Below are 23,589 nucleotides of genomic sequence, written 5' to 3'. Positions count from 1 at the left end.
GAAAGTCCTGGCCCGAAAGGGTTGGCGGCCACGCGAGGCGGCCGTCATCCGGCCCCGGAACGCCCGATCGTTTGCAGCACCTCGAAGCGTCGCGATCGACCACGACGCCCCATCCCCTCCGACTCCCTCACCCCGGCAGCGTCAGCACCCCCGCTGCCCCATCCGTGCAGCCGAAGGCCAGCCGCCCACCCTTGGCGTCCCAGGCGAGCGCCGAGACCGCGCTGCCCTTCGTTGCCGGGCGGACCAGGAGCTCGGAGGCGTCGGTGAAGCGGACCAGCAGCAGGCAGCCGTCCTCGTAGCCCATCGCCAGCACCGGGGCCTTGGGGTGGAAGGCGACCCGCGAGACCCGGGCCGGGCGCACCCCGCATTCGCGCGGGGCCTTGCCGGTGGGGCCTTCCTTCGAATCGAACGGCCAGACGATTGCGGCCTCCGCGCCGCTGGTGGCGAGCCAGTGCCCGTCCGAGGACCAGGAGATCGAGCGGACCTTGGCGGGATAGCCCGACATCCGCATGTGCCCCCGGTCCGGCTGGAGGCGCCAGCCGTGCAGTGCGTTCTCCTGCATGGTCGAGACCACGAAGCGCCCGTCCGGCGACCACGTCACGTCGATGTGCGAGCCCTTCCACTCCACCACCTCGGCGGGCGTCTCGTGGTTCGGATACCAGAGGCTGACCCCGTTGTAGTGCGACACCGCCAGCCGGTAGCCCTTAGGGGCGAAGGCGAGGCCGCGCCCGGTGGAGGGCGCGGTCAGGCTGCGCTCGCGGCCCTTGGCGTCGCGCGCGACCACGCTGCGCCCCGCCGCGTAGGCCAGCCCCCCGTCCGGATGCAGGGCGAGGGCGTCGATCCAGGCGCCGCCCTTGGCGGCGGCCACCTCCGCCACCGTCCCGTCCGGCCGGGTCTCGACCACGCGCCCGTCGTCGCCGCCGGTGACGAGGCGGCCGGCTTCTCCCGCCGCCACCAGGATGCCGGCATCCGGGTGCGCGGGCAGGCGCGTCACCTCGCCGGCGCGGGCGAAGAGGACGCTGCCGTCGCCCAGCGCGAGGGCGAGGGTGTCCTTCATCCAGTGGGCGGCGGTGACGTGGGCCCCGGCCTCGACCGGCGCGACGTGGCTCGTGAGGGACGTAGGACTGCTCATGGAAACGGACTCTTCGAGGACGCCGGGTCGATCGAGCGGGCCGCGAGGATCGCGGCGATCACCGCGAGGAATCCCGCGACCGCGGCCGGCAGGACGAGGGCATAGAGTTCCAGGTGCGCATAGGCCACCGCGCCGGCCAGCGCCCCGAGGAGGAGGGCGCCCCAGACCGCCCCGTCCCCCACCCAGCCGAGCGGCGGCCCGGTGCGGGTGAGCGCCTGGGCGATCTTCTGGCCGAGGCTGAACAGGGCGCCGGTGACGAAGGTGGTGCCGGCCCGAAACCCCTTCACCTGCGCCAGCACGGCGTTCTGCGCGCCCATGGCCACCGCCATGGCAAAGGAGGCGAGGCCGAGTTCGGGCGTGGCGAGCCCCAGCGCCAGGGCGCCGAGGATCAGCAGGGCCTCGTAGGCCAGGACGGCGGGCGTCGCCCAGGGGGAGGGGACGAGGATCGAGAGGCCGCTGCCCAGGACCGCGCCGATCAGGAAGGCGGTGAGCAGGACGGCGGGCATCAGCGTGTGGTCGAAGGCGCCGTGGCCCAGGGAGACCGAGAGCTGGGTGGTGTTGCCGCTCATGAACGAGGTGTAGAGGCCGCCCAGCCGCACGAAGCCCAGGGCGTCGACGTATCCGGCCAGTGCCGTGAGCACGAGGCCCGCGCCCAACTGCCAGGCCCGGCTCACCGATCCGTCTCCCGAGGGGTGCCCGGTAACCCTTCGTTAACCGTTTCCGGCGCTCCGTTCACACCCGGGCGGGCAGGGTTAATCACCTGCTCACCAAACCTTGGCAATTCGATGCAATCACGGCGAACGCCGGAGCGCGAGACCCCGTTGGTCCAGCGATCCGGCATCGGGAGAGGTCTTCCGCGCCGGGTGAGTAGGAGTTGCGTCATGTTCCCCATCGCCTTCACCGCGCTCGGTGTCGCCGCCTTCCCGGACCGCGTTCTCTCCACCGTGCTGGTGGTCGAGGACGAGCCCGCGGTCTGCGAACTGGCGGCCGAGGCCCTCCTCGACGAGGGCTACCGGGTGCTGACCGCCGCCGACGCCTGGGAGGCGGAAGCGATCCTGGCCCGCGAGAACGTGGACCTGCTCTTCACCGATATCGACCTGGCCCGCAACACGAACGGCATCGTGCTCGCCCGGCACGCGCGCAGCCAGTGCCCGGACCTGCCGGTGGTCTACACTTCGGGCGGCCGCTCCTGCCTGTCGCAGGGCGAGGGCGTGTCCGAATCCGTCTTCGTGCCCAAGCCCTACCGGCCGAGCCAGCTCGTCGCCCTGACCAACGACATCCTGCGCGGCGGCTTCCCGCACCACGCCTGATCCCCTTCGCCCCTCGTCCTTCAAACGGAGCATCCTCATGCGCCTGCCGACGATCCTCGCCCTCCTGCTCGCCGCCGGCACCATTGCGAGCCCGGCCCGCGCCGCCTGCGACGTGACGGGCGCCCGGATCGAGGAGACGATCGCGCGCAAGGGCGAACTCCAGGAGGGCGCCAACAAGCAGGCCGTGCGGGACCTGCGGACGCTGCGCGATGCCGCGATCGTGCTGGAGACCTACAAGTACGTCACCGAGTGCGAGCGCGTGCTGGAGATTGTGAAGACGCTGGCCTCCAACCCCGACAAGGCGATCGAACAGAGCGGCGACACCGACGAGGAGAAGGCCGAGAGCCTCCAGGAGGCCCGCAAGCCGAAGCCGCCCGTGGCCGCCCCGGCCGAGCCCGCCAAGGCGAAATAGCCCTACGGCTGCGCCGCGGGCGCCCTGTCGCCGGCGCGGGCCTTGGCGAGCGTGCGCGCGAGGCGCTGGGCCATCTGCTCGCGCAGGGCCTCGCTGACCTCGATGTCCACGAGGCGCCAGGTCCACCCGCGCAGGCGCAGGCGGATGCGGAGCTGCTCCGCCCGCGGGGCGTTTGGCGGGGAGCCGATGACCACGGTGCGGAACCCGCGCATCTCGGAGGCGACGTAGTAGGCCGCCAGCCGCCCGATCCCGTCGATGCCGAGCCCGGAGGAGCGGGTGCCGGCCGGCCGCGGCAGGTCGAGCCGTCCGGGCCAGCCGTCGTCGAGGAGATCGAGCACGGTGTCGGCCGTCACCATCGTCTCGGCCAGCGCCAGGGACAGGCCGACGGCGGCATCGTTGAGGCGCTGGCGCTCGCGCGGCTCCAGGTCCGGGTTCGCCTCGCCCGCCGCGCGCACGGCCGCCGTGGTCTGCCGCACCAGCGACAGGCGCAGCGTGCGGAAGTTGACGTGGCGCTCGACGTAACTGACATCCCCGGCCCGCACCGCGCGGGCGAGGTCGTAGAGGGCCCAGAACGGCGTCAGGGTGAAGGCGAGCCAGCCCAGGGCCACGACGAGGGGGATCGCCAGCCAGCGCATCACGGCCGCAGCCCGATCACGCCCCGGCCGACCATGCTGCGAGGGGCGCGAAGGCCGCGACCACGCCTTCGTAGACCGGCCGCTTGAAGGGCACGATCAGCCCCGCCAGCTCCGAGAACGGCGCCCAGCGCCACGCCTCGAACTCGGCCTTGTGGGCGCCGCCGCCCGGCCGCTCCACGTCGATCTCGTCGTCCTGCCCGAGGAAGCCGAAGGCGAACCACTTCTGCTCCTGCCCGCGATAGCGGCCCTTCCAGGCCTGCTTCATCACCGCCGGCGGCAGGTCGTAGGCGAGCCAGTGCGGGATTTCACCCAGCGGCCGCAGGGAGGCGGGCGCCACGTTGGTCTCCTCGAACAGCTCCCGCTCGGCTGCCTTCGGAGGTTCCTCGCCGGGATCGATGCCCCCTTGCGGCATCTGCCAGGCATGCACCCCGGAAACGTGCTCGGGGCCGGCCTCCGCCTTGCGCCGCCCGACGAAGACCAGGCCGTCCCGGTTGATCAGGGTGATGCCGACGCAAGGGCGGTAGGGCAGCGCGGAGGCGGGCAGTGCCTGGGGGTTGTCGCGCGATTCGGTCTGGCTCGTCATCGGGCGGGACCATAGGTCAGGCCCGCGCCGGGCGGCAACGGCGCATCGGCGGCGCGGACGGAATCACTCCGCCTTGGTGAGCCGCGTCGGGGGGCCGGCGCCGCGCAGGGCGACGCTCACGGGCACGAGGCGGATGCCGCGGGTTTCGAGGTCGCGGGTCCAGCGGGCGATGCGCTCGATGCTCATGGGCAGCGCACTCGCCGAGGCGAGGGCGAAGCCCTTCGCGCGGGCCTGCGCCTCCAGGCGGGCGAGCTCCTTGTCGATCGCCTCGGGGCGGGGGACGGCGTCGATGACGATCTCGGCACGGGCCACCGGCGTCTTCGTCTTTGCGGCGAGCCCGGCGGGGAGGGGGCGGGCCGCAGTGCCGTCATCCACGAAGCCGAGGCCGCGGGCGCCGATCTCCCGCAGCAGCGGCTCGAAGGCGCCAGCGTCGGCCATCAGCTTGGCGCCCATGAAGTTGACCACGCCGACGTAGCCGGTGAACCGGCTCATCGCCCAGGCGAGGCGGTCGGCGTTGTCGGGCCCCTTGGTGGTGGTGAGCAGGGTCTGGGGGCCGGGGTCGCTGTCGGGATAGTCGAAGGGCTCCATCGGCGCCTGGAGCAGGGTCTCGTGGCCGGCCGCGCGCGCGCGGGCGGCGCTGCGCTCCACGTCGGCGCCGTAGGGGGCGAAGGCGAGGCTGATCGCGGGCGGCAGCTTGACGATGGCGCTGGCGGTCGCCGCCTGCCCGATGCCGAGGCCGGTGACGAGGATCGCGATCCGCGGGCCGGAGCCGGGCTCCTCGGGGCGGGCATAGACGTCGAGGGCCCGCAGGCGGCCCTCGCCGAGCTTCGGACTGGTGCCGTGGCGCCCGCGGTCGGCGATACGCGGATCGGGGGAAGGAGCGAGCTGCACCGGTGCCGGGCCGGGCACGCGGATCATCACCGCCTCGCTCGGGGCGCCCGCGTTGCCCGCACGCACGACGGTGACGCCGGAGGCGGTCTCGATCTCCTCGGCGCTGCGCTGCGTCGGCAGCGACGGGGTCGGTGCCGCAGGCTCGGCCGCCTCGGCCACGGGCTGCGGCCTGGACGCAATCGGCAGGGGCTCACGCAGGGTGATGGCGACCGTGACCCGCGGTTCGCCGCCCTGCGGGTCGCCGAGCGCCAGGACCAAGGCCACGGACGATGCGGCGAGGCCGGCGGCCGCGCCCGCGACGAAGCGCGGCGCGCGCAGAAGCGGTCGCAGCCGCGCGATCCGGCCCTTCAGGCCTGGCTCGGGCGCGGCGACCCCGAGGGGCCGCGTCAGGATGTCGTCGCTCGGCTCGCTCACCAGCGTCTCGGCACGGGACCAACGGGAATCGCCCGCCTGGGCGTCAGGGGTCCCAACCCCCATTGCCGGCCGGCATGGTTAATTTTCCGGTAATCGCCCCGGCCCGGATCGGGCGGAGGGGTGCGAGGCAAAAGAAGACCCCGCCCGGCATGGCCGGACGGGGTTCGCGACGCCATGCGCCGTGCATGCCCGAAAAGTGAAATTAGTTCGGCAGGCTGGGCTTCTGGGTGTTGGCGGCGCCCTTCTGGATGCCGTGCAGGAAGTCCACGGCGGCCGTAAGCTGCTTGTCCTTGGCCGGGTCCGGCGGGACGTAGGCGGACGAGCCGCCGCGCTCGTCGGTGTCCTTCTGCTTCAGGTGGCCCTTCAGGCCGGCCTCGCCCTTGGTCTCGTCCTTGCCCTTCAGTTCGTCCGGAACCTCCTGCAGCACCTCGGTGTCCGGCTCGATGCCCTTGGCCTGGATCGAGCGGCCCGACGGCGTGTAGTAGCGCGCCGTGGTCAGGCGCAGGGCGCCGCTGCCGCCCAGCGGGATGATCGACTGCACGGAGCCCTTGCCGAAGGAGCGCGTGCCGAGGATGGTCGCGCGCTTGTGATCCTGGAGGGCACCGGCCACGATCTCGGAGGCCGAGGCCGAGCCGCCGTTGACCAGCACCACCACGGGCTTGCCCTTGGTGATGTCGCCGGACTTGGCCGAGAAGCGCTGGGTCTCGTCCGGGTTGCGGCCGCGGGTGGAGACGATCTCGCCGCGGTCGAGGAAGGCGTCGGAGACCATCACGGCCTGGTCGAGGAGGCCGCCGGGGTTGTTGCGCAGGTCGATCACGTAGCCCTTGATCTTGTCCTGGCCGATTTCGCCGGAGAGCTTGTCCACCGCCGCGCGCAGGCCGTCGAAGGTCTGCTCGTTGAACTGGGTCAGGCGGACGTAGCCCACGTCGCTGCCCTCGACGCGGGAGCGCACCGGCTTGATCTTGATCACGTCGCGGGTGAGCGTGACGTCGATCGGGTCCTTGGACTCCTTGCGGCTGATCTTCAGCTTGACCGGGGAGTTGACCGGGCCGCGCATCTTGTCGACCGCCTGGTTCAGGGTCAGGCCCTGGACCTGGTCGTCGTCGATCTGCGTGATGATGTCGTTGGAGAGCAGGCCGGCCTTGGAGGCGGGCGTGTCGTCGATCGGGGTGACGACCTTGATCAAGCCGTCCTCCATCGTGACCTCGATGCCCAGGCCCCCGAACTCGCCGCGCGTGGTGGTCTGCATGTCGCGGAACGCCTTGGCGTCCATGTAGCTCGAATGCGGGTCGAGGGAGGTGAGCATGCCGTTGACCGCCGCCTCGATCATCTTCGACTCGTCCGGCTTCTCGACGTAGTCGGTGCGGACCTTCTCGAACACGTCGCCGAACAGGCTGAGCTGGCGGTAGGTCTCGGCGGAGGCGGCCACCGCCCGCGGACCCGACAGGAAATCCGTCTGGGTCGCGACCATGGAGGTTCCCGCCCCCAGGAACGCGCCGAGCATGATGAGGGAAGTCTTGCGCATTAGCCGCGAACCTTCTCGCTGGGGCTCTTGGCCCACCAAGGCTCCGGATCGATGGAGCCGCCGTCCTTCTTGAACTCGACGTACAGGATCGGATCGCCGCGGTCGCCGTCAGTCCCCGGCGGGTTCGCGCTTCCCTCGCCCATGTTGCCCACCGGTTCGCCCGCTAGGACGAACTGGCCGACCTCGACGCTGATCTGATCCATGCCTGCCAACAGCAGATAGTAGCCATCGCCCGCATTGATGATCAAGAGACGCCCGTAGGAGCGGAACGGCCCGGCAAACGACACCCACCCGTCCGCGGGCGAGGAGACGCCGGCCTTCGGGCGCGTCGCAAACGAGATGCCGCGCGTCGTCCCGCCGTTGCCGTCCGGCTGGTTGAAGCCCCGCAGGAGGCGCCCGCTCACGGGGCGCGGCACATCGCCTCGCACGTCCACGAAACGGACCTTCGGCGCGAGCCGGGCCGGATCGCGGAAGCCGGCTGCGGCGAAGCGCTCCTGCGTCGCCTTGGCCTCCCGCTGCTCGGCGGCCTTCGCCTCGTCCGCGGCGCGGCGGGCCGAGCCGACCTCCGCCTCCATCCGATCCACGAGGTCCTTGAGGTTCTTGGCCTGGTTTCCGAGTTCGGCGGCCCGCGTGCGCTCGGCCGCCAGCCCGCTCTCGATCTCGGCTTGGCGCGCGCGCCGGGCGGCGACGAGGGCGGCCAGCCGCTGCTGCTCCCGGGCCCAGCCGGCGAGGTCGTTCTGGAGCCCCTGCTTGTCCGCAGCGATCAGGCTGCGCAGGCGCACCAATTCGCCGAGGTCGGCGGCCAGGGTGTCGACCTCGCCGCGCAGTTCGGGAACCACGGCGCCCAAGAGCATCGATGTGCGGATCACCGCCAGCACGTCCTCGGGCGTGACCAGCACGGCCGGCGGCGGGCGGCGTCCCATGCGCTGGAGGGCGGCCAGGATCTCGCTGATGACGCCACGGCGGGCATCGAGCGAGCGGCGGATGGCCGCCTCGCTCCCGCCCATGGTCTTCAGGCGCTCCTCAAGGCGGCTCATCCGGTCCTCGGTGGCCTGGGCCTGACGGCCGGCATCGAGGAGCGCGGCGTCGAGCTTCGTCCGGTCCCCGCCGATGGCCGCGATCTCGGCCTCGAACTGGGCGCGCGCCCCGGTGCTGGCGGCCAGCGCCTCCTGGACGCGCTTGAGGTTCTCGGCGCGGCGGTCGCGCTCCTCGATCGCGCGCTGGATTTTTTCCTGCTCGGTCGTGGGGGTGGGGGTGTCCTGGGCCCGCGGAGACGGGACGAGTGCGAGGGACACGAGCAGGGTGGTCGCGACGCGGGCCGCGAGCCGTCGCGCAACGCTGGCGGAAGAGGCACGGGTCCCCTCTCCCGTGCGGGAGAGGGACAGGGTGAGGGATGCGACCTCTCCGGAGGGACCTTTGTCCCTCACCCCAACCCTCTCCCGCACGGGAGAGGGGGCCGCCCAGCGCTTCGACAGACCTATCGAGTTCCGCTGCTCACACGTGTGAATCCGGTAGCCCGCAGAGGGGGGAGGGAGACGCACAGGGCCTTGGACGACCGGGGCTCCGGCCGTTTCCCGCGATGACTCAAAAGGATCACGCACCCGTTCGGACCTAACCCACACCCTCGCCGCCCCGATGGTAGGGATGGCCGGCGAGGATGGTCAGGGAGCGATAGAGCTGTTCGAGGACGAGCACGCGCACGAGTCCGTGAGGCAGGGTCGCAGCCCCGAAGGAGAGAATCAGCTCCGCCCGAGTCCGAATTGAGGCATCGAGCCCGTCGGCGCCGCCGATAACCACGACGAGGGCCGCGCGCCCGGCATCCCGCCACGCACCGATGCGTCCGGCAATGTCCTCGCTCGACAGGTCGGCTCGCCCGCGCTCGTCGTAGGCGCAGAGCACGCCACCGGCCGGCAGGTGAACGAGGAGGCCCGCGGCCTCGTCGGCGCAACGGTCTGCGCCACGGCGCGCCCGGCTCTCGGGCAGTTCGGCGACGTCGCAGGCCGAGACCCCGAGGCCGCGGCCGACCTGGGCCGCGCGTTCCCGGTATCGCGCGGCGAGGTCGCGCTCCGGACCGTTCTTCAGTCGCCCGACGGCGGAGACGATGAGGCGCAAGACAGAATGCGGATCAGCCGGCCAAGGCGCCGAGGGACGGATCGACGCCCAGCGGACGATCGACGCCCCACATCTTCTCCAGGTTGTAGAACCCGCGCACCTCGGGCCGGAAGATGTGGACCAGGATGTCGCCGGCATCGATCAGTACCCAGTCGCAGGCCGGAAGGCCCTCGACGCGAGCGTTGCCGAAGCCCTTGGCCTTCATCTCCTGGATGATCTTGTCGGCGATCGAACCGACATGGCGCTGCGAGCGGCCGGAGGCGATGATCATGGTGTCGGCGATGGAGGTCTTGCCGGCCAGGTCGATGGCGATGGTCTCCTCGGCCTTCATCTCGTCCAGGCATCCGAGGGTCAGCGCCCGCAAATCCGCGACCTTCGCCAACGCGGCGGCCTCGGGCCCGGTCTCTCCGGTGGTGATCGTTTCGGACAGCGTCCTGTTTCCTCGTATTGGCGACGCCGCGCTCGCGCGACTCTAAGGTGCGAAATTGGATGGTTCCCGCGCCGATTGCAACATCGCGGGCCCGTCCGAACGGGGGCGCCCATAGCCCCGCAGACGCTCACCTAGCCGGAACCGCCTGAGAAATCATCATGTTTCGCCGCCCCGCGGTCACGGTCCCGATGCCGGGCGCGGACCAGCGTCGAGGACAGCGGCGAGCGCGGACCGTGCAGGAACACCCAGGCCGGAGGCGGATGGGACGCGAGGGCGCCGGCCTCGGCTTCCGGGATGCGCGCCTCGGAGAACATCCGTGCCGTCCGGGCGCTGAGCGGCGACATCGTGAAGCCGGGCCGGTCGATCACGGCGATGGGCATGAGCCGCATGATCTCGGCGAAGCCCTTCCAGCGGTGGAAGGAGGCCAGCGAATCGGCCCCCATGATCCAGACGAAGCGGATTCCCGGGCGGCGGTCGCCGAGGTAGCGCAGGGTCTCCCGGGTGTAGCGGGCCCCGATCCGCGCCTCGAACCCGGTCACGACGATCCTGGGGTCGTCCGCGACGGCCCTCGCCTGAACGCAGCGCTCATCCAGGGGAGCGAGGGCGCGCACGTCCTTCAGGGGGTTGCCGGGCGTGACCAGCCACCAGACCCGGTCGAGGCGCAACCGCCGCAGGGCGGTGCGGGTGACGTGGCGGTGCCCGGCATGGGCCGGATTGAACGATCCGCCGTAGAGGCCGATCCGCATGCCTGGAGAACAGGGGGGTATCGACAGATCCACGCCTCAGGCGATCGCTGCGAGGTTCGTCACGGCCGGGTCTGGCCGCTGCCGTGGACACGGTACTTGAAGGTGGTCAGCTGCTCGACGCCGACCGGGCCGCGGGCGTGCATCCGGCCGGTGGCGATGCCGATCTCGGCCCCGAATCCGAACTCGCCGCCGTCGGCGAACTGGGTCGAGGCGTTGTGGGTGACGATGGCCGAATCCACCTCGGCGAGGAAGCGGGTGGCCTCCTCCCGGTCCCCGGTGACGATCGCGTCGGTGTGATGGGAGCCGTGGGTCTCGATGTGCTGGATCGCGGCGTCGAGGCCATCGACCACGCGGGCCGAGATGATGGCGTCGAGGTATTCGGTGCGCCAGTCCGCCTCGCTGGCCGGGGTGACGCGGGGATCGGCGGCCTGCACCGCCTCGTCGCCGCGCACGGCGCAGCCCGCATCGAGCAGGGCCGTGACGAGGGGCACGAGATGCGTGCCGGCGCAGGCGCGGTCGACCAGCAGGGTCTCGGCCGCGCCGCAGATGCCGGTGCGGCGCAGCTTGCTGTTGAGGAGCAGGCTGCGGGCCATGTCGAGATCGGCGCACGCCGCGACGTAGACGTGGCAGACCCCGTCGAGATGGGCGAAGACCGGCACCCGTGCCTCGGCCTGCACCCGCTCGACCAGGCCGCGCCCGCCGCGGGGCACGATCACGTCGATGCAGCCGTCGAGGCCCGCGAGCATGGCGCCGACCGCGGCCCGGTCGCGGGTCGGGACGATCTGGATCGCGTCGGCCGGAAGGCCGGCGGCGACCAGCCCTTCGCTCATGGCACGCGCGATGGCGACCGCGCTGCGGTGGCTGTCCGAGCCCGCCCGAAGGATCGCGGCGTTGCCCGCCTTGAGGCACAAAGCCCCGGCATCGGCGGTGACGTTGGGCCGGCTCTCGAAGATCACCCCGATCACGCCGAGCGGCACGGCCACGCGCTCGATCAGCAGGCCGTTCGGCCGTTCGATGGCCGCGAGCTGGCGCCCGACCGGGTCGGCCAGCGCCCCGATCTTCTCGACGGCATCGGCCATGCCGGCGAGCCGCGCGTCGTCGAGGGTGAGGCGGTCGATCAGGGCCCGGCTCTGCCCTGCGGCCTCCGCGGCCGCCACGTCGCGGGCGTTCTCGCGCAGGATCGTCTCGCGGCTCGCGCGCAAGCGCTCGGCGATGGTGCGCAGGGCGATGTCCTTGGTCTGGGCGGAGGCCAGGGCCATCAGCCGCGCGGCCGCCCGCGCCCGGCGGCCGATCTCGGCCATCTGCGCCGGCAGGTCGTCCATCCCGGCGAAGTCGGATCTGAGGTTCAGGACAGGCACGTTGGCTATTCCCGACTGGCCGGCTTCAAGGACCGCCATCCGTAATCGTCCGTCGTATTTGCACATCCGGCGCGCGCCGGACAAGGCATCGGCGAAAGAGCGAAGGCTATTCCGAGACCATCGCCAGGTCGTCGCGGTGCACCATCCAGGCCCGGCCGGGATAGGCCAGGATCTCGGCGATCCGGGCGCTCGAATGCCCGATGATCAGCGCGGCCTCGCCGCTGTCGTAGGCCACCAGCCCGCGGCCGAGATGACGCCCGGCCGCGTCGCGGATCAGCACGGCGTCGCCGCGGCCGAAGCTGCCCTCGATGCCGCGCACGCCCACGGGGAGAAGGCTCGCGCCGCCCTGGAGGGCGCGGGCGGCGCCCTCGTCGACGATGAGGGTCCCGCGGGGCTCCAGGGAGCCGGCGATCCAGGTCTTGCGCGCGGCGGTCGGCGTCGAGCCGGAGAGGAACCAGGTGCAGCGCCCGCCTTCCATGATGGCCCGCAGGGGGTTCTTGCCGCGGCCGTCCGCGATGACGAGGTGGGTCCCGCCGGAGACGGCGATCTTGGCGGCCTCGACCTTGGTGCGCATGCCCCCCCGCGACAGCTCCGAGGCCGGGCCGCCGGCCATGGCCTCGATCTCGGGGGTGATGCGCTCCACCACCGGCAGGTGGCGGGCCGTGGGGTCGCTCGCGGGCGGGGCGGTGTAGAGGCCGTCGATGTCGGAGAACAGCACCAGCACGTCGGCGCCGATCATGGTGGCGACGCGGGCGGCCAGGCGGTCGTTGTCGCCGTATCGGATCTCGCTGGTGGCGACCGTGTCGTTCTCGTTGACCACGGGGACCGCGCGCATCTCCAGGAGCTTCAGCACCGTGGCGCGGGCGTTGAGGTAGCGGCGGCGCTCCTCCGTATCCCGCGGCGTCACCAGGATCTGGCCGGCGACGATGCCGTGGTGCCCGAGCGCCTCGGCCCAGTGGCGGGCGAGCGCGATCTGCCCCACCGAGGCCGCGCCCTGGCTCTCCTCCAGCCGCAGGGCGCCGGGGGGAAGGCCGAGCACGGTACGGCCAAGGGCTATGCTGCCGGAGGAGACCACGAGCACGTCGACGCCGCGGGCGTGCAGCTCGGCGATGTCCTCGGCCAAAGCCGCGAGCCAGGCATGGCGCAGCCGCCCGCGGGCGCGGTCGACCAGCAGCGCCGAGCCGACCTTGATGACGACGCGGCGGAAATCTTCGAGGACGGGGATCATGGGGCCGGGCGGTCAGCGGGTACGAGGTCGGTGTGGACGAAGTCGCCGCCCTTGAACAGCCGGGGGAGGCCGTGGACCATGGCCACGGCGTCGGACGGGCCGTCGCCGGCCTCGCGTGTTGCGGGCGGTGTCTATACCCCGCGAAGATTAGCGCGCGCGGCCCCGCCCGTCATCACGGCTGCCAGGCCGGTGCCGGCTGCGCCGCCTCGTCCTCCGCCACGCCCGATTCGATCATGGCCTGGATCGCGCGCAGGGCCTCGGGCACGCCCTGGCGGCTGGCCGAGGAGAGCACCAGGGGCTTGCGCTTGGCCGCCCGCTTCAGGCGCGCCACTTGCTCCTTGAGGGTGTCGGGGTCGAGGGCGTCGGCCTTCGAGAGGGCGACGATCTCGGGCTTGTCGGCGAGGTCCTGGCCGTAGGCCTCGATCTCGCCCCGCACCAGCTTGTAGGCCTTGCCCGCGTGCTCACAGGTGCCGTCCACGAGGTGGAGCAGCACGCGGCAGCGCTCGACATGGGCCAGGAACTTGTCGCCCAGGCCCACGCCCTCGTGCGCCCCCTCGATCAGGCCGGGGATGTCGGCGAGCACGAACTCGCGCTCGTCCGAGCGCACCACGCCCAGGCCCGGATGGAGCGTGGTGAAGGGGTAGTCCGCGATCTTGGGCTTGGCCGCGGTGACGCTGGCCAGGAACGTCGACTTGCCGGCGTTGGGCAGGCCGACGAGGCCGGCATCCGCGATGAGCTTGAGGCGCAGCCAGATCCACATCTCCTGGCCTTCGAGGCCGGGGTTGGCGTGCTTGGGCGCCCGGTTGGTCGAAGTGGTGAAGTAGGCGTTGCCGAAGCCGCCGTTGCCGCCCTTGGCCAGCCGCACCCGCTGGCCCACCTCGGTCAGGTCGGCGATCAGGGTCTCCCCGTCCTCGGCCAGGATCTGCGTGCCGGCGGGAACCTTGAGCAGCACGTCGGCCCCGTTGGCCCCGTGGCAGTTCGAGCCCATGCCGTGCTCGCCCTTCCGCGCCTTGAAGTGCTGCTGGTAGCGGTAGTCGATCAAGGTGTTGAGGCCCTGGACGCATTCCACCCAGACGTCGCCGCCGCGCCCACCGTCGCCGCCGTTCGGGCCGCCGAACTCGATGAACTTCTCGCGACGGAAGGCCACGCAGCCGGCCCCCCCGTCGCCGGAGCGGACATAGACCTTGGCTTCGTCGAGGAATTTCACAGGTGGTCTCGTCTTCTATCGTTGTGGACGCCGCCGGGGGCGGCATCCGGCATCAGGTACAGGTCGACGGCCCGCGATCAGGCCGCCGAGAGGGCAGGGGCGCAGGCCCGCTCCCCGTCGAGCCAGCGCGCCCGGTCGAGGCGGAACGCATCGACCTCCAGGTCTCCGCCGCGGGCCGGGAAGGCGTGCGTCTCCGTGCCGGTCCGGACGAAGCCGCCCTTCTCCAGGACGCGGCGCGAGGCCGGGTTCACGACCCGCGCCGACGAGACCAGGACCGTGCCGCCGGCATAGGCGAAGTAGGCGTCGATCATCGCGGCCACCGCCTCGCTCATCAGCCCGGCGCCCCAATGGGGCCGGCCGAGCCAGTAGCCGAGATGGGCGCAAGGCTCCTCGTCCCGGCGGACGATACCGACGAGGCCGACGAGGTGCATCGGGCTGGAACGCAGGCTCAGGGCCAGGGTGAGCCCGGCGCCCGCGCTGTTGGCCCGCCGCGCGTCCAGGACGAAGGCGTCGATGGCCTCGGGCACGATCGGATGCGGGATCTGCGCGGTCATCTCGGCGACCGCGCGCTCGCCGGCGAGCCGCACGATGGCCTCGCCGTCCTTCGCCCGCGGCCAGCGCAGCCAGAGACGGCGCGTCTCGATCCGGAAGACGTCGTCGCGGGTGAGGTCGGGGAACATCTGCCTTCTCCGATGCGGCGTGCCGGGTCCGGCCGCCGCGCTGAGACGACGAAGGGGAGGATGGCGCCCCATCCTCCCCCGCTGTTCCGTTCGATCCGGCCCTGCATGGCAGGGCGGGAGCAAAACATCCGCCGGTTCGGTGTGGGACACCGGCGGGAACCTGCTTCGCCTGTTCGGGCGCCCGCCGTCTACTCTGCAGCCTGGAGTTGCGGTACCACCGCGACGAAGGCGCGCCCGCGCTTGGTCTGGAACTCGACCCGGCCCTCGGTCAGGGCGAACAGGGTGTGGTCCTTGCCCATGCCGACGTTGGTGCCGGGGTGCCACTTCGTGCCGCGCTGGCGCACGATGATGTTGCCCGGAATCACGGCCTCCGAGCCGAACTTCTTGACGCCGAGGCGCCGGCCTGCCGAGTCGCGGCCGTTGCGGGACGAGCCGCCTGCTTTCTTGTGTGCCATGGAACCTGCTCCGAATACCGTTCAGTCGAATCGTGCGGGTCGCGGATCGGGGGCGTGAGCCCCCGCGCGCCCTTAGTTGGAACCGGCCTCGATGCCGGTGATGCGCACGACCGTGTGGTGCTGGCGGTGGCCGCGCTTGCGCCGGGAGTTCTGCCGACGGCGCTTCTTGAAGGCGATGACCTTCTTGTCGCGGCCGTGGGAGACGATCTCGCCGGAAACGCTGATGCCGGACAGGAGCGGCGCGCCGACCTGGGTCGCGCCTGCGCCGTCGGCGAACAGAAGGACCTCGCCGAAGGTCACGGCGGAGCCAGCCTCGCCCGCGAGGGTGGCGATGGTGATGGTGTCGTTGGCGGCAACGCGATACTGCTTGCCGCCCGTCTTGATGACTGCGAACATCGTTTCTCTCGTGTTCTCGAACGGCCTCCGGGGCGGCTGCCCCTGGACCGGCTTCTTGTTGAGTTCGCCGACGCTTGGCGCGTCAACGCGAAACGCGCGGACTTCTGCGAGGAAGCCGCGCGTGGTGGCCGGTGCATAGGCCGCAGGGGCCGGTTCTGTCAATCGTCGGAAGCAGGCGAGACCACGCGAAGACCTGCTATTGCGTGCGCATGATCTGGATCACCGCCGGCGTGATGATGACCACGAACAGCACCGGCAGGAAGAACAGGATCATCGGCACGGTGAGCTTCGGGGGCAGCGAGGCGGCCTTCTTCTCGGCCTCGTTCATGCGCTGGTCGCGGCTCTCCTGGCCGAGCACCCGCAGGGCCTGGCCGATGGGCGTGCCGTAGCGCTCCGCCTGGATCAGTGCGGTGGCCACCGCCTTCACCGCATCGAGGCCGATGCGCATCCCGAGGTTCTCGTAGGCCTGGCGCCGGTCGGGCAGGTAGGACATCTCGGCCGTCATCAAGGCCAGTTCCTCGGCCAGCACCACCGAGGAACTGGCGATCTCGGTGCTGACCCGGCGGAAGGCGTGCTCGACCGCCATGCCGGATTCGACGCAGATCAGGGTCAGGTCCAGCGCGTCTGGCCAGGCCCGGCGCACCTCGGCCTGCCGCTTCTTGGCGCTGTTCATCAGGTAGAGTTCGGGGGCCTTGATCCCGAGGAGGGCGGCCAGGATCACCAGGGCGATCCGCACGAGGTAGGGCTGGTCGATCACCTCCAGGATGAAGAGGTAGACCACCGCGCCGACGGTCATCACCACCGGCATGACGAGGCGGAAGAACAGGAAGGCCGTCTCCGCCTGCGGCCCGCGATAGCCCGCCATCAGGAGCTTGCGCTTGGCGGTCTCGGTGCCGAGCCAGCGGCGCAGGTCGAAGCGCTCGACCACGTTCTTCATGTAGGCCTTGGGCTCGGCCCGCAGGGAGACCTTGCTCGCGACCCGGTCGCGCTCGCGCCGCCGGATGACCTCGCGCTCGTCGCTGACGAGCTTCATCCGCTTGCCGAGCTTGTCCGTCTCCAGGAAGGGCTGCGCCACGGCGAAGGCGGTGGCGGCGGCAGCCACCGCGCTCAGCAGCACGCCCATGAAGCGGGGGTCGAAGACCTTGCCCGCGATGTACTCGATCATGGCGCAGCCCGTCTTCGAAGGTCAGAAATCGAACGCGATCATCTTCTTGATGGTCAGGACGCCGAGCAGCATCCAGATCCCGGAGCCGACCAGGGCGAGCCGGCCGGCATCGGTGGTCCAGAGCAGCGAGATGTAGTCCGGGCTCGTGAGCGAGGTGATGCCGGCCACCGCGAAGGGAAGGGCGGCGATGATCGAGGCCGAGGCCTTGGCCTCCATGCTCATCGCCTGGACCTTGCCCTTCATCTTGGCCCGCTCGCGCAGCACCCGCGAGAGGTTGTTGAGCGCCTCGGAGAGGTTGCCGCCCGATTGCTGCTGGATGTTGATGACGATGGCGAAGAAGTTCACCTCCGGCACCGGCACGCGCTCGTAGAGCCGCCCGACCGATTCGCCGAGCGACAGGCCCAGCGCCTGGGTCTCGATGATGATGCGGAACTCGCTGCGCACCGGCTCCTCGGATTCCCGCGAGACCATGCGGAAGCAATCGCCCACGGGGATGCCGGTGCGGATGCCGCGCACCACCACGTCGACGGCGTTGGGCAGTTCCTTGTTGAACTTGGCGATGCGGCGCAGGCGCAGGCGCCGCAGCATGTAGATCGGCAGGCCCAGGCCCCCGGCGAAGGCGCCGGCCAGGCCCGCGACGGGGGCGCCGGTGATCATCAGCATCAGCAGGCCGAAGGTCAGGCCGAGGCCGGCCGAGACGCTCCAGTAGGTCCGGTTCGACCAGGTCAGCCCGGCGCGGGCGATCTTGAGTTCCAGGGTGACCTTGGAGGCTCCCTTGGCCTTGGCCTCGATCTCGTTGAGGGTCTTGGAGATCTGGTCGCGGCGGTTGACGGTCGCGCCACGTGCGCCGACGGTGACGGCGGTGGCGCTGACGGACTTCAGGCGCTGTGCGGCCCGCCGCTCTCCGCCCATCAACGGCAGCAGGAAGACGTAGGCGATCCCGCCGGCGGCGACGGCGAACAGCCCGGCGGCCAGCGGCAGGTTCATGCCGCTCACGACGCGTCTCCGACCTCGGCGGCGTCGAGCGCCTCGCCGAGCTTCTTCTCCAGTCCGTAGTAGCGGGCGCGTTCCCAGAACTTCGGCCGGCCGATGCCGGTGGAGCGGTGGCGCCCGATCAGGCGACCGTTCGCGTCCTCGCCGAGGATGTCGTAGAGGAACACGTCCTGCGTGGTGATGACGTCGCCCTCCATCCCCAGCACCTCGGTGATGTGGGTGATGCGGCGCGAGCCGTCGCGCAGGCGGGTCGCCTGGACCACCACGTCGATCGAGCCGCAGATCATCTCGCGCAGCGTCTTCGAGGGCAGGGTGAAGCCACCCATCGAGATCATCGACTCGATGCGCGAGAGGCACTCGCGGGGCGAGTTGGCGTGCAGCGTCCCCATCGAGCCGTCGTGGCCGGTGTTCATGGCCTGGAGCAGGTCGAACGCCTCCGGGCCACGCACCTCGCCGACGATGATCCGCTCGGGCCGCATGCGCAGGCAGTTCTTGACGAGGTCGCGCATGGTGACCTGGCCCTGGCCCTCCATGTTCGGGGGCCGCGTCTCCAGCCGCACCACGTGGGGCTGCTGGAGCTGGAGTTCGGCCGCGTCCTCGCAGGTGATGATGCGCTCGTCGTCCTCGATGAAGGCGGTCAGGCAGTTGAGCAGGGTGGTCTTGCCCGAGCCCGTGCCGCCGGAGATGACGACGTTGCAGCGCGAGCGCCCGATGATCTTGAGGACCTCGGCGCCCTCCGGCGAGATCGCCCCGAAGCGCACGAGCTGGTCGAGGGTGAGCTTGTCCTTCTTGAACTTTCGGATGGTGAGCGCCGGGCCGTCGATGGCCAGCGGCGGCGCGATGACGTTGACGCGGGAGCCGTCCGGGAGGCGCGCGTCGCAGATCGGCGAGGCGTCGTCCACGCGCCGGCCCACCTGGCTGACGATGCGCTGGCAGATGTTCATCAGCTGCTGGTTGTCGCGGAAGCGCACGTTGGTGAGCTGGATCTTGCCCGAGACTTCGATGAAGGCCCGGTTGGCGCCGTTGACCATGATGTCGGAGATGTCGTCGCGGGCGAGCAGCGGCTCCAGGGGGCCGTATCCGAGGACGTCGTTGCAGATGTCGTCGAGGAGTTCCTCCTGCTCGGAGATCGAGAGGACGATGTTCTTGAGACCGATGATCTCCGAGACGATGTCGCGGATCTCCTCACGCGCCGTCTCGGCGTCGAGGCGGGAGAGCTGGGCGAGGTCGATGGCCTCGATCAGGGCCCCAAAGATCATGCTCTTGGTGCGGTAGTAGTCCTCGGAGCGCGGGCTCTCGACGGCGACGGCGACCGGCTCCTGCCGGCGCGCGGGGGCGTTCTCCTGCACGAGCACCGGCACGGCCGGCTTCGGCTGGGGCGAGGCGGATGCGGCCTGGACCGCGGCGGGCGGCCCCGCCGTGGTTTGCCGTCTACCGAACATGGCTGGCTTCCTCGGTCATGGGCGTCAGGACGCCTTCCGGCGCGACAGCCTGGCCAGCAGGGGTTCGAGGATGTTGGCCCGGCCGCGCCGCGCCTCGGGCCGGCCGAGCATGGCGGCGGCCAGGTCGGCGAAGAGCTCGGCCGACTTCGCCCCGGCCTGGACCTCGGCCAGCATCTGGCCGTTGTTGGCGGCAGCCCCGAACAGGGCCGGATCGAAGGGGATGCTGGCCGACAGCGTCACCTCCAGCGCCTTGGCGAATTCGGCGGCCGCGATCTCCGGGCGCTTGGGCACGCCGACGCCGTTGAGCAGGATTCGGGGGGCTCGGTCGTTGGGCCGTCCGTGCTGGAGGGCGCCGAGCAGGTTCTTGGCGTTGCGCAGGGAGGCGAGGTCGGGCCCCGCCACGATCAGGATGTCGTCGGCGCTCGTGAGCACCCGCTTGGTCCAGGCGTTCCACTGGTGGGGTACGTCGAGGACGATGCAGGGCACGGCCGCGCGCAGGTGCTCGATCAGGCCGTCGAAGGCGGGCTCGGAGAGGTCGATGGTGCGGTCGAGGCTGGCAGGGGCCGAGAGCAGGCTGAGGTTGTCGCTGCACTTCGAGAGCAGCCGCTCGACCAGGGCCGAGTCCAGGCGCTCCGGGGCGAAGACCGCCTCGGCGATGCCCTGGGGCGGATCCTGGTTGAAGTTGAGGGAGGCGGTGCCGAAGGCGATGTCGAGGTCGGCGATCACGGTCTGGAGGCCCTGGCCGCGGGCGATCGACCAGGCCAGGTTGTGGGCGACCGTCGAGGAGCCCACGCCGCCGCGCACGCCGTAGACCGCCACGGTGCGGCCGACCGGCTTGACGCCGGGCGCGGTGAACAGGTCGGAGATCGAGCCGATCAGGGCAAGCGGCGCCACCGGCGCCATCAGGTAGTCGCTGACGCCGCGCTGGATGAACTGGCGGTAGAGGGCCACGTCGTTGACGTGGCCGATGATGAGGACGCGGGTGCCCTCGTCGCAGACCTGGGCCAGGGCGTCGAGGCACTCCAGGGGGTTCGAGCGGACCCCGTGCGATTCGATGATGATCACGTTGGGCGTGGGCGCGTGGCGGTAGGCTTCCACCGCGGCCGGGCCGCCCCCCATCTGGACCTTGACGTGCGCCTTCTGCATGCGCCGGTCACCGCCGACGCCCTCGATCATGCCGGCGGTCTCCGCGGTCTCGCAGAAGGCCTGGATCGTGATCCGCGGCACCGGGGCGATCATGCGCTCGGATGTCTCGGAGATGTCCGACATGACGGGACTTTCGGGTTCGGGTTCCTGGACGAACGTCGTGTCTGCCGGGGTATCGTCCGGAGGCGGAGACCGCCTCCGGACGATACCGCGGGCCTCAGTTGCCGACCTGCGATTTGACGACGTTCTGCCCATCTTGCCGCCATGCGGTTGACGGATCCTTGCCGTTGCGCAGCTGGTCGATGTCTTTCACGCGGCGGACGGAGTCGATCCGGCCCTCGGGGCGGCCGCGCACCAGGTCCACGGGGTCGGCCACCTGGGCCGCGAGGTTGGCCTGCGTGGCGCAGCCGAGGTTCCAGTGCGGCTGGTTGCTGAAGTCCACGGCGAAGCTGCTGGTGCCGAGGTCCTGCGGCCAGAGCCCGCACTTGTCGGCGACCTTCGCCTCCATGCGCCGGAAGCTGATGCGGACGGGGGCGGCGATGTCGGGGGCGGCCACCGCGTATCCGGCAAGGGCGAAGTCGCGGGCGGGCACGCCGGCCTCGGCGCCCATGCGCCGAATCGCCCCGGCGGTCCGCTCGGTGGCGGCGGCCAGAACCGGTGGCACGCCGCGGGGCACCTCGACGAGGAGGCCGCCGCGCCCGTAGCGCCGGTACTCCATCATGAAGGCGTCCACGTCGGCCGCCTGGCGCGGGTCGAGATGGCCAGGGCCGGTGACGAACACGTCGAGGCTGCGGCTGCCGTCGGCCAGCACGATCGGATGCCGGGCGCGGTAGTCGGTCGGGTAGACCGAGCCCGTGACGGCGGCGCGGTCGGGATGGCAGGCGCCGAGGAGCGCGGCGAGCGCTGTCGCGGCGACCAGCATCGGCCGGGGGCGGAAGGGCAGGGGCATCGGTCTGGTCCTGTGGCGAGCCGAGGCTGCGGAAGGCGCGGGCCGGCCTGTCCGGCGCCGCGGGATGGGAGTCCGGCTGGATGCGAAGGCGGCGGGCTATTCGGTGATGAAGCCGACCCGGCCCCGGTAGCCGCGGCCCAGCGGCGCGGCGCCGGCCGTGCCGTAGAGGCGGTTGATGCGACCGAGCAGGATGGCCTGCCCGTCCGTGGCGTCGACGAAGCCGTCGTCCGGGCGCGTGACCTGGCGCTGCTCCATCGGCCGGGCGATGTAGGGGGTGACCATGATCATCAGTTCCGTTTCCTGGCGCTGGTAGTCGCGGGAGCGGAACAGGGTGCCGAGGATCGGCAGGTTGATCAGGCCGGGCAGGCCGCTGATCGCCTGCTTGCTGACCTGCTGGATCAGGCCGGCGGTCATCATCGCGCTGCCCGAGGGCAGTTCGACGGTGGTCTCGGAGCGGCGCACCCGCGTGCCGGGCACGGCCACCGTGGAATTGCCCAGCGTGTAGTTGAAGCTCGTCTGCGGATCGATCTCGGTCACGTCCGTGCCGACCCGGATCGAGATGCGGTTCTCGGCCAGGACGACCGGGGTGAAGGTCAGGGCCACGCCGTAGGGCTTGAACGTGATGCCGGGCGTGCAGGCCGTGCCGGTGGTGCAGGCGGCGCTGGTGGGGACCGGGAACTCGCCGCCCGCCAGGAACTTGGCCGACTCGCCGGAGATCGCGGTGAGCGTCGGCTCGGCCAGGATGCGCGAGACGCCGGCCTGCTCGAACGCCTTGAGGGTCGCCTGGAGCGAGAAGCCCGCCCCCCGGACAGACGCCTGGAACTGGTTGCCGGCAGGCGTGCTGCCGCCGGTGATCGGGAAGGGCAGGGAGTTCACGAGCGCGTTCGAGACGGTCGCCAAGCCGGTGGTCGGGTCGATCGCCTGGACCGGGTTGAAGGCCGTCCAGTTCCCGGCCGTGTTGATGCCGAACTGCTTGAGGACGTTGCGCGAGACCTCGACCACCGTGACGCGCAGCATCACCTGGTCCTTGTTGCGGATCGTGAGGTTGTTGATGACCGCGCCGCGGCTGCCCGGCGTGGTTCCGCCGGAGGCGGCGCCCGCGGCACCCGCGCCCCCGCCGGAGATGCCGACGAAGGCGTTGGCGATGTCGATGGCCTGCTGCGCCTCGGCGGACGAGTTGACGGACCCGGACAGCAGCAGGGAGGCGCCGCTGGAGCGCACGTCGAAGCGGCCGCCGGGGATGCTCTGGCCCAGGAGCTGGCGCAGGGCGGGCAGGTTGAGGTCGCGGGCCACGGTCACGTCGAGGGCGGCGATCTGGCGGCCTTCCGCGTCCATGATGAAGATCGAGGTCGCCCCGTCCTGCATGCCGATGATGAAGACCTTGCGGGTCGAGCGCACCACCGCGTTGGCCACCGCCGGGTTGGCGACGAACACCTCCTTGGCGTCGCGCGGCAGGTCGACGATCACCGAGCGGCCCGCCGTCAGCTCGACCTTGCGGGTGGTCGAGCCTTCGACCGCGCCGATGGTGAGCACCGGCGCCGGGCCGAGCACCGGCCTCTCCTGCGCCGTGCCCGGGCCCGCCAGGGCGAGAAGCGCGAACGCGGTGGCCGCGAGATGCCTGATCGGTGCCATGGCTGTCGTCTCGTTCGCGGGCATGGTCGGCCTCACCGGGTCTGCTGGCGGGCGACGCCGAAGCGCACGACCGTGAGGGCGGTATCCGGGGCGGCCTGCGCCTCGGCCTCCACGGGGCGGCCCGAATCGGCGAGGCTCCGAAGGGCCAGCGAGAGCGAGCCGACCTTCTGGGCCAGGGTGATCGTCTCGGCCTGGGTCGGCGTCAGCGCCAGGGTCGCGGTCTCGCCGGTGACGACGTTGGTGCCGTTCTTCTCCTGGATGAGCTGGCCGACCGCGAGCACGCGGATGTCGGTCAGGATCGTCTGCGAGACCTGCACGTCGCTGGAGGTGGCCTTCGAGTTCGCCTCGTCCCGGAAGGTGCGGATCACGTCGACCCGGTCGTTGGGCAGGATGAAGCCGCCGGCCGAGTTCGAGCCGCGGGTGTCGGTGACGATCGCCACCGCCCGGTAGCCCGCGGGCAGGATCGCGGCCATGAAGCCGCTCTCGGGCCGCACCAGCTTCTGCGGGCGGATCGGCTCGCCGGAGAGGAAGGCCGAGCGCGTGGTGGCGCCCATCGTGTCCTCAAGGCCCTTGGGCGTGTCCTTGCGGGTGATGTAGCCGGCCGCGACCGCGGTCTCGGGCCAGGTCTGCCAGCGCAGGTCGGCTGCCTGAAGCACCTGGCCCATCGGCAGCTCGGCCGCGGCCACGAGCACCTCCGAGACCGCGGGCGGAGGCGGTGCCTCGACCCGGACCGGCGGGGGCGGGGGCC

25 protein-coding genes are annotated in these 23,589 nt (G+C 71.3%); 2 read left to right on the top strand and 23 right to left on the bottom strand.

Going from position 1 to position 23,589, the window contains the following annotated elements; all coding sequences use genetic code 11:
• Nucleotides 1-127: 127 nt before the first annotated feature.
• Nucleotides 128-1,132: a WD40 repeat domain-containing protein gene (locus COGEMETH_RS16665; protein WP_238183720.1), complete on the bottom strand. Its 1,005-nt coding sequence runs from the start codon at nucleotides 1,130-1,132 to the stop codon at nucleotides 128-130.
• Nucleotides 1,129-1,806, bottom strand: a complete 678-nt coding sequence (locus COGEMETH_RS16660) for a YoaK family protein (protein ID WP_238183719.1) — start codon at nucleotides 1,804-1,806, stop codon at nucleotides 1,129-1,131. Before COGEMETH_RS16660 ends, COGEMETH_RS16665 begins: the two co-directional genes overlap by 4 nt.
• Before the next feature lie 207 nt (nucleotides 1,807-2,013).
• Between COGEMETH_RS16660 and COGEMETH_RS16655 the strand changes: the two genes are divergently transcribed.
• Nucleotides 2,014-2,442, top strand: coding sequence for a response regulator (locus COGEMETH_RS16655; RefSeq protein WP_238183718.1), 429 nt, complete (start codon nucleotides 2,014-2,016; stop codon nucleotides 2,440-2,442).
• 37 nt (nucleotides 2,443-2,479) lie between these two features.
• Complete coding sequence (locus COGEMETH_RS16650; RefSeq protein ID WP_238183717.1) at nucleotides 2,480-2,854, top strand: photosystem reaction center subunit H; 375 nt, start codon at nucleotides 2,480-2,482, stop codon at nucleotides 2,852-2,854.
• Nucleotides 2,855-2,856: 2 nt separating this feature from the next.
• On the opposite strand, the gene COGEMETH_RS16645 is transcribed toward COGEMETH_RS16650, so the two are convergent.
• The 21 genes from COGEMETH_RS16645 to cpaB all read right to left on the bottom strand — a co-directional run.
• Nucleotides 2,857-3,489 carry a DUF2939 domain-containing protein gene (locus COGEMETH_RS16645; protein WP_238183722.1) on the bottom strand — a complete coding sequence of 211 codons (633 nt, stop codon included), beginning with the start codon at nucleotides 3,487-3,489 and terminating at the stop codon, nucleotides 2,857-2,859.
• A gap of 16 nt (nucleotides 3,490-3,505) precedes the next feature.
• A complete protein-coding gene (locus COGEMETH_RS16640) occupies nucleotides 3,506-4,072 on the bottom strand; it encodes an RNA pyrophosphohydrolase (protein ID WP_238183716.1) in 567 nt (188 codons plus the stop codon).
• Nucleotides 4,073-4,135: 63 nt separating this feature from the next.
• A complete protein-coding gene (locus COGEMETH_RS16635) occupies nucleotides 4,136-5,377 on the bottom strand; it encodes a divergent polysaccharide deacetylase family protein (RefSeq protein WP_238183715.1) in 1,242 nt (413 codons plus the stop codon).
• A gap of 202 nt (nucleotides 5,378-5,579) precedes the next feature.
• The gene (locus COGEMETH_RS16630) at nucleotides 5,580-6,902 is read right to left on the bottom strand and encodes a S41 family peptidase (RefSeq protein ID WP_238183714.1); all 1,323 of its coding nucleotides are present in this window, start codon (nucleotides 6,900-6,902) and stop codon (nucleotides 5,580-5,582) included.
• Nucleotides 6,902-8,203: a murein hydrolase activator EnvC family protein gene (locus COGEMETH_RS16625; protein WP_373875384.1), complete on the bottom strand. Its 1,302-nt coding sequence runs from the start codon at nucleotides 8,201-8,203 to the stop codon at nucleotides 6,902-6,904. Before COGEMETH_RS16625 ends, COGEMETH_RS16630 begins: the two co-directional genes overlap by 1 nt.
• Nucleotides 8,204-8,513: 310 nt before the next feature.
• Nucleotides 8,514-9,014, bottom strand: a complete 501-nt coding sequence (gene rlmH / locus COGEMETH_RS16620) for a 23S rRNA (pseudouridine(1915)-N(3))-methyltransferase RlmH (protein ID WP_238183713.1) — start codon at nucleotides 9,012-9,014, stop codon at nucleotides 8,514-8,516.
• 13 nt (nucleotides 9,015-9,027) lie between these two features.
• On the bottom strand, nucleotides 9,028-9,396 hold the full coding sequence (gene rsfS / locus COGEMETH_RS16615; protein ID WP_238183712.1) for a ribosome silencing factor: 369 nt from the start codon (nucleotides 9,394-9,396) through the stop codon (nucleotides 9,028-9,030).
• Nucleotides 9,397-9,575: 179 nt separating this feature from the next.
• Nucleotides 9,576-10,190, bottom strand: a complete 615-nt coding sequence (locus COGEMETH_RS16610; protein ID WP_238183711.1) for a nicotinate-nucleotide adenylyltransferase — start codon at nucleotides 10,188-10,190, stop codon at nucleotides 9,576-9,578.
• A 59-nt stretch (nucleotides 10,191-10,249) separates the two neighbouring features.
• Nucleotides 10,250-11,548 carry a glutamate-5-semialdehyde dehydrogenase gene (locus COGEMETH_RS16605; RefSeq protein WP_238183710.1) on the bottom strand — a complete coding sequence of 433 codons (1,299 nt, stop codon included), beginning with the start codon at nucleotides 11,546-11,548 and terminating at the stop codon, nucleotides 10,250-10,252.
• Nucleotides 11,549-11,654: 106 nt separating this feature from the next.
• Nucleotides 11,655-12,776 carry a glutamate 5-kinase gene (gene proB, locus COGEMETH_RS16600; protein ID WP_238183709.1) on the bottom strand — a complete coding sequence of 374 codons (1,122 nt, stop codon included), beginning with the start codon at nucleotides 12,774-12,776 and terminating at the stop codon, nucleotides 11,655-11,657.
• A 172-nt stretch (nucleotides 12,777-12,948) separates the two neighbouring features.
• Nucleotides 12,949-13,983 (bottom strand): GTPase ObgE, encoded by a 1,035-nt coding sequence (obgE, locus tag COGEMETH_RS16595; protein ID WP_238183708.1) that lies wholly within the window; start codon nucleotides 13,981-13,983, stop codon nucleotides 12,949-12,951.
• A 77-nt stretch (nucleotides 13,984-14,060) separates the two neighbouring features.
• Nucleotides 14,061-14,663 (bottom strand): GNAT family N-acetyltransferase, encoded by a 603-nt coding sequence (locus COGEMETH_RS16590; protein ID WP_238183707.1) that lies wholly within the window; start codon nucleotides 14,661-14,663, stop codon nucleotides 14,061-14,063.
• A gap of 188 nt (nucleotides 14,664-14,851) precedes the next feature.
• The gene (rpmA, locus tag COGEMETH_RS16585) at nucleotides 14,852-15,118 is read right to left on the bottom strand and encodes a 50S ribosomal protein L27 (protein ID WP_238183706.1); all 267 of its coding nucleotides are present in this window, start codon (nucleotides 15,116-15,118) and stop codon (nucleotides 14,852-14,854) included.
• A gap of 72 nt (nucleotides 15,119-15,190) precedes the next feature.
• Nucleotides 15,191-15,514, bottom strand: coding sequence for a 50S ribosomal protein L21 (rplU, locus tag COGEMETH_RS16580; protein WP_238183705.1), 324 nt, complete (start codon nucleotides 15,512-15,514; stop codon nucleotides 15,191-15,193).
• 196 nt (nucleotides 15,515-15,710) lie between these two features.
• Nucleotides 15,711-16,679, bottom strand: coding sequence for a type II secretion system F family protein (locus tag COGEMETH_RS16575; protein WP_238183704.1), 969 nt, complete (start codon nucleotides 16,677-16,679; stop codon nucleotides 15,711-15,713).
• Between the two features lie 21 nt (nucleotides 16,680-16,700).
• Nucleotides 16,701-17,675, bottom strand: a complete 975-nt coding sequence (locus COGEMETH_RS16570) for a type II secretion system F family protein (protein WP_238183703.1) — start codon at nucleotides 17,673-17,675, stop codon at nucleotides 16,701-16,703.
• Nucleotides 17,672-19,114, bottom strand: a complete 1,443-nt coding sequence (locus tag COGEMETH_RS16565; RefSeq protein WP_238183702.1) for a TadA family conjugal transfer-associated ATPase — start codon at nucleotides 19,112-19,114, stop codon at nucleotides 17,672-17,674. Before COGEMETH_RS16565 ends, COGEMETH_RS16570 begins: the two co-directional genes overlap by 4 nt.
• Nucleotides 19,115-19,138: 24 nt before the next feature.
• Entirely contained in the window at nucleotides 19,139-20,383 is a 1,245-nt protein-coding gene (locus COGEMETH_RS16560) for a CpaE/TadZ family protein (RefSeq protein ID WP_238183701.1), read from the bottom strand.
• Nucleotides 20,384-20,477: 94 nt separating this feature from the next.
• On the bottom strand, nucleotides 20,478-21,209 hold the full coding sequence (locus tag COGEMETH_RS16555; protein WP_238183700.1) for a CpaD family pilus assembly protein: 732 nt from the start codon (nucleotides 21,207-21,209) through the stop codon (nucleotides 20,478-20,480).
• 96 nt (nucleotides 21,210-21,305) lie between these two features.
• Nucleotides 21,306-22,841, bottom strand: coding sequence for a type II and III secretion system protein family protein (locus COGEMETH_RS16550; protein ID WP_238183699.1), 1,536 nt, complete (start codon nucleotides 22,839-22,841; stop codon nucleotides 21,306-21,308).
• A 32-nt stretch (nucleotides 22,842-22,873) separates the two neighbouring features.
• Nucleotides 22,874-23,589, bottom strand: a 716-nt coding sequence (cpaB, locus tag COGEMETH_RS16545; protein WP_238183698.1) for a Flp pilus assembly protein CpaB, incomplete at its 5' end; no start/stop codon positions are given.

It is taken from the genome of Methylobacterium trifolii, assembly GCF_022179685.1.
GTDB classification, from domain to species: domain Bacteria; phylum Pseudomonadota; class Alphaproteobacteria; order Rhizobiales; family Beijerinckiaceae; genus Methylobacterium; species Methylobacterium trifolii.
Note: the sequence above shows the minus strand (reverse complement) of the source record. Positions and strands in the feature narration are given on the sequence as shown.

Bases quoted from the DNA above. Each gene is read 5' to 3' on its own strand.
- COGEMETH_RS16655 (WP_238183718.1), top strand. From the start codon at position 2,014: ATGTTCCCCATCGCCTTCACCGCGCTCGGTGTCGCCGCCTTCCCGGAC.
- rplU (WP_238183705.1), bottom strand. From the start codon at position 15,514: ATGTTCGCAGTCATCAAGACGGGCGGCAAGCAGTATCGCGTTGCCGCC.
- COGEMETH_RS16650 (WP_238183717.1), top strand. From the start codon at position 2,480: ATGCGCCTGCCGACGATCCTCGCCCTCCTGCTCGCCGCCGGCACCATT.
- COGEMETH_RS16555 (WP_238183700.1), bottom strand. From the start codon at position 21,209: ATGCCCCTGCCCTTCCGCCCCCGGCCGATGCTGGTCGCCGCGACAGCG.
- COGEMETH_RS16640 (WP_238183716.1), bottom strand. From the start codon at position 4,072: ATGACGAGCCAGACCGAATCGCGCGACAACCCCCAGGCACTGCCCGCC.
- rpmA (WP_238183706.1), bottom strand. From the start codon at position 15,118: ATGGCACACAAGAAAGCAGGCGGCTCGTCCCGCAACGGCCGCGACTCG.
- COGEMETH_RS16565 (WP_238183702.1), bottom strand. From the start codon at position 19,114: ATGTTCGGTAGACGGCAAACCACGGCGGGGCCGCCCGCCGCGGTCCAG.
- COGEMETH_RS16550 (WP_238183699.1), bottom strand. From the start codon at position 22,841: ATGGCACCGATCAGGCATCTCGCGGCCACCGCGTTCGCGCTTCTCGCC.
- COGEMETH_RS16630 (WP_238183714.1), bottom strand. From the start codon at position 6,902: ATGCGCAAGACTTCCCTCATCATGCTCGGCGCGTTCCTGGGGGCGGGA.
- COGEMETH_RS16645 (WP_238183722.1), bottom strand. From the start codon at position 3,489: ATGCGCTGGCTGGCGATCCCCCTCGTCGTGGCCCTGGGCTGGCTCGCC.
- COGEMETH_RS16610 (WP_238183711.1), bottom strand. From the start codon at position 10,190: ATGCGGATCGGCCTCTACGGCGGATCGTTCAATCCGGCCCATGCCGGG.
- COGEMETH_RS16590 (WP_238183707.1), bottom strand. From the start codon at position 14,663: ATGTTCCCCGACCTCACCCGCGACGACGTCTTCCGGATCGAGACGCGC.
- COGEMETH_RS16560 (WP_238183701.1), bottom strand. From the start codon at position 20,383: ATGTCGGACATCTCCGAGACATCCGAGCGCATGATCGCCCCGGTGCCG.
- proB (WP_238183709.1), bottom strand. From the start codon at position 12,776: ATGATCCCCGTCCTCGAAGATTTCCGCCGCGTCGTCATCAAGGTCGGC.
- COGEMETH_RS16665 (WP_238183720.1), bottom strand. From the start codon at position 1,132: ATGAGCAGTCCTACGTCCCTCACGAGCCACGTCGCGCCGGTCGAGGCC.
- COGEMETH_RS16575 (WP_238183704.1), bottom strand. From the start codon at position 16,679: ATGATCGAGTACATCGCGGGCAAGGTCTTCGACCCCCGCTTCATGGGC.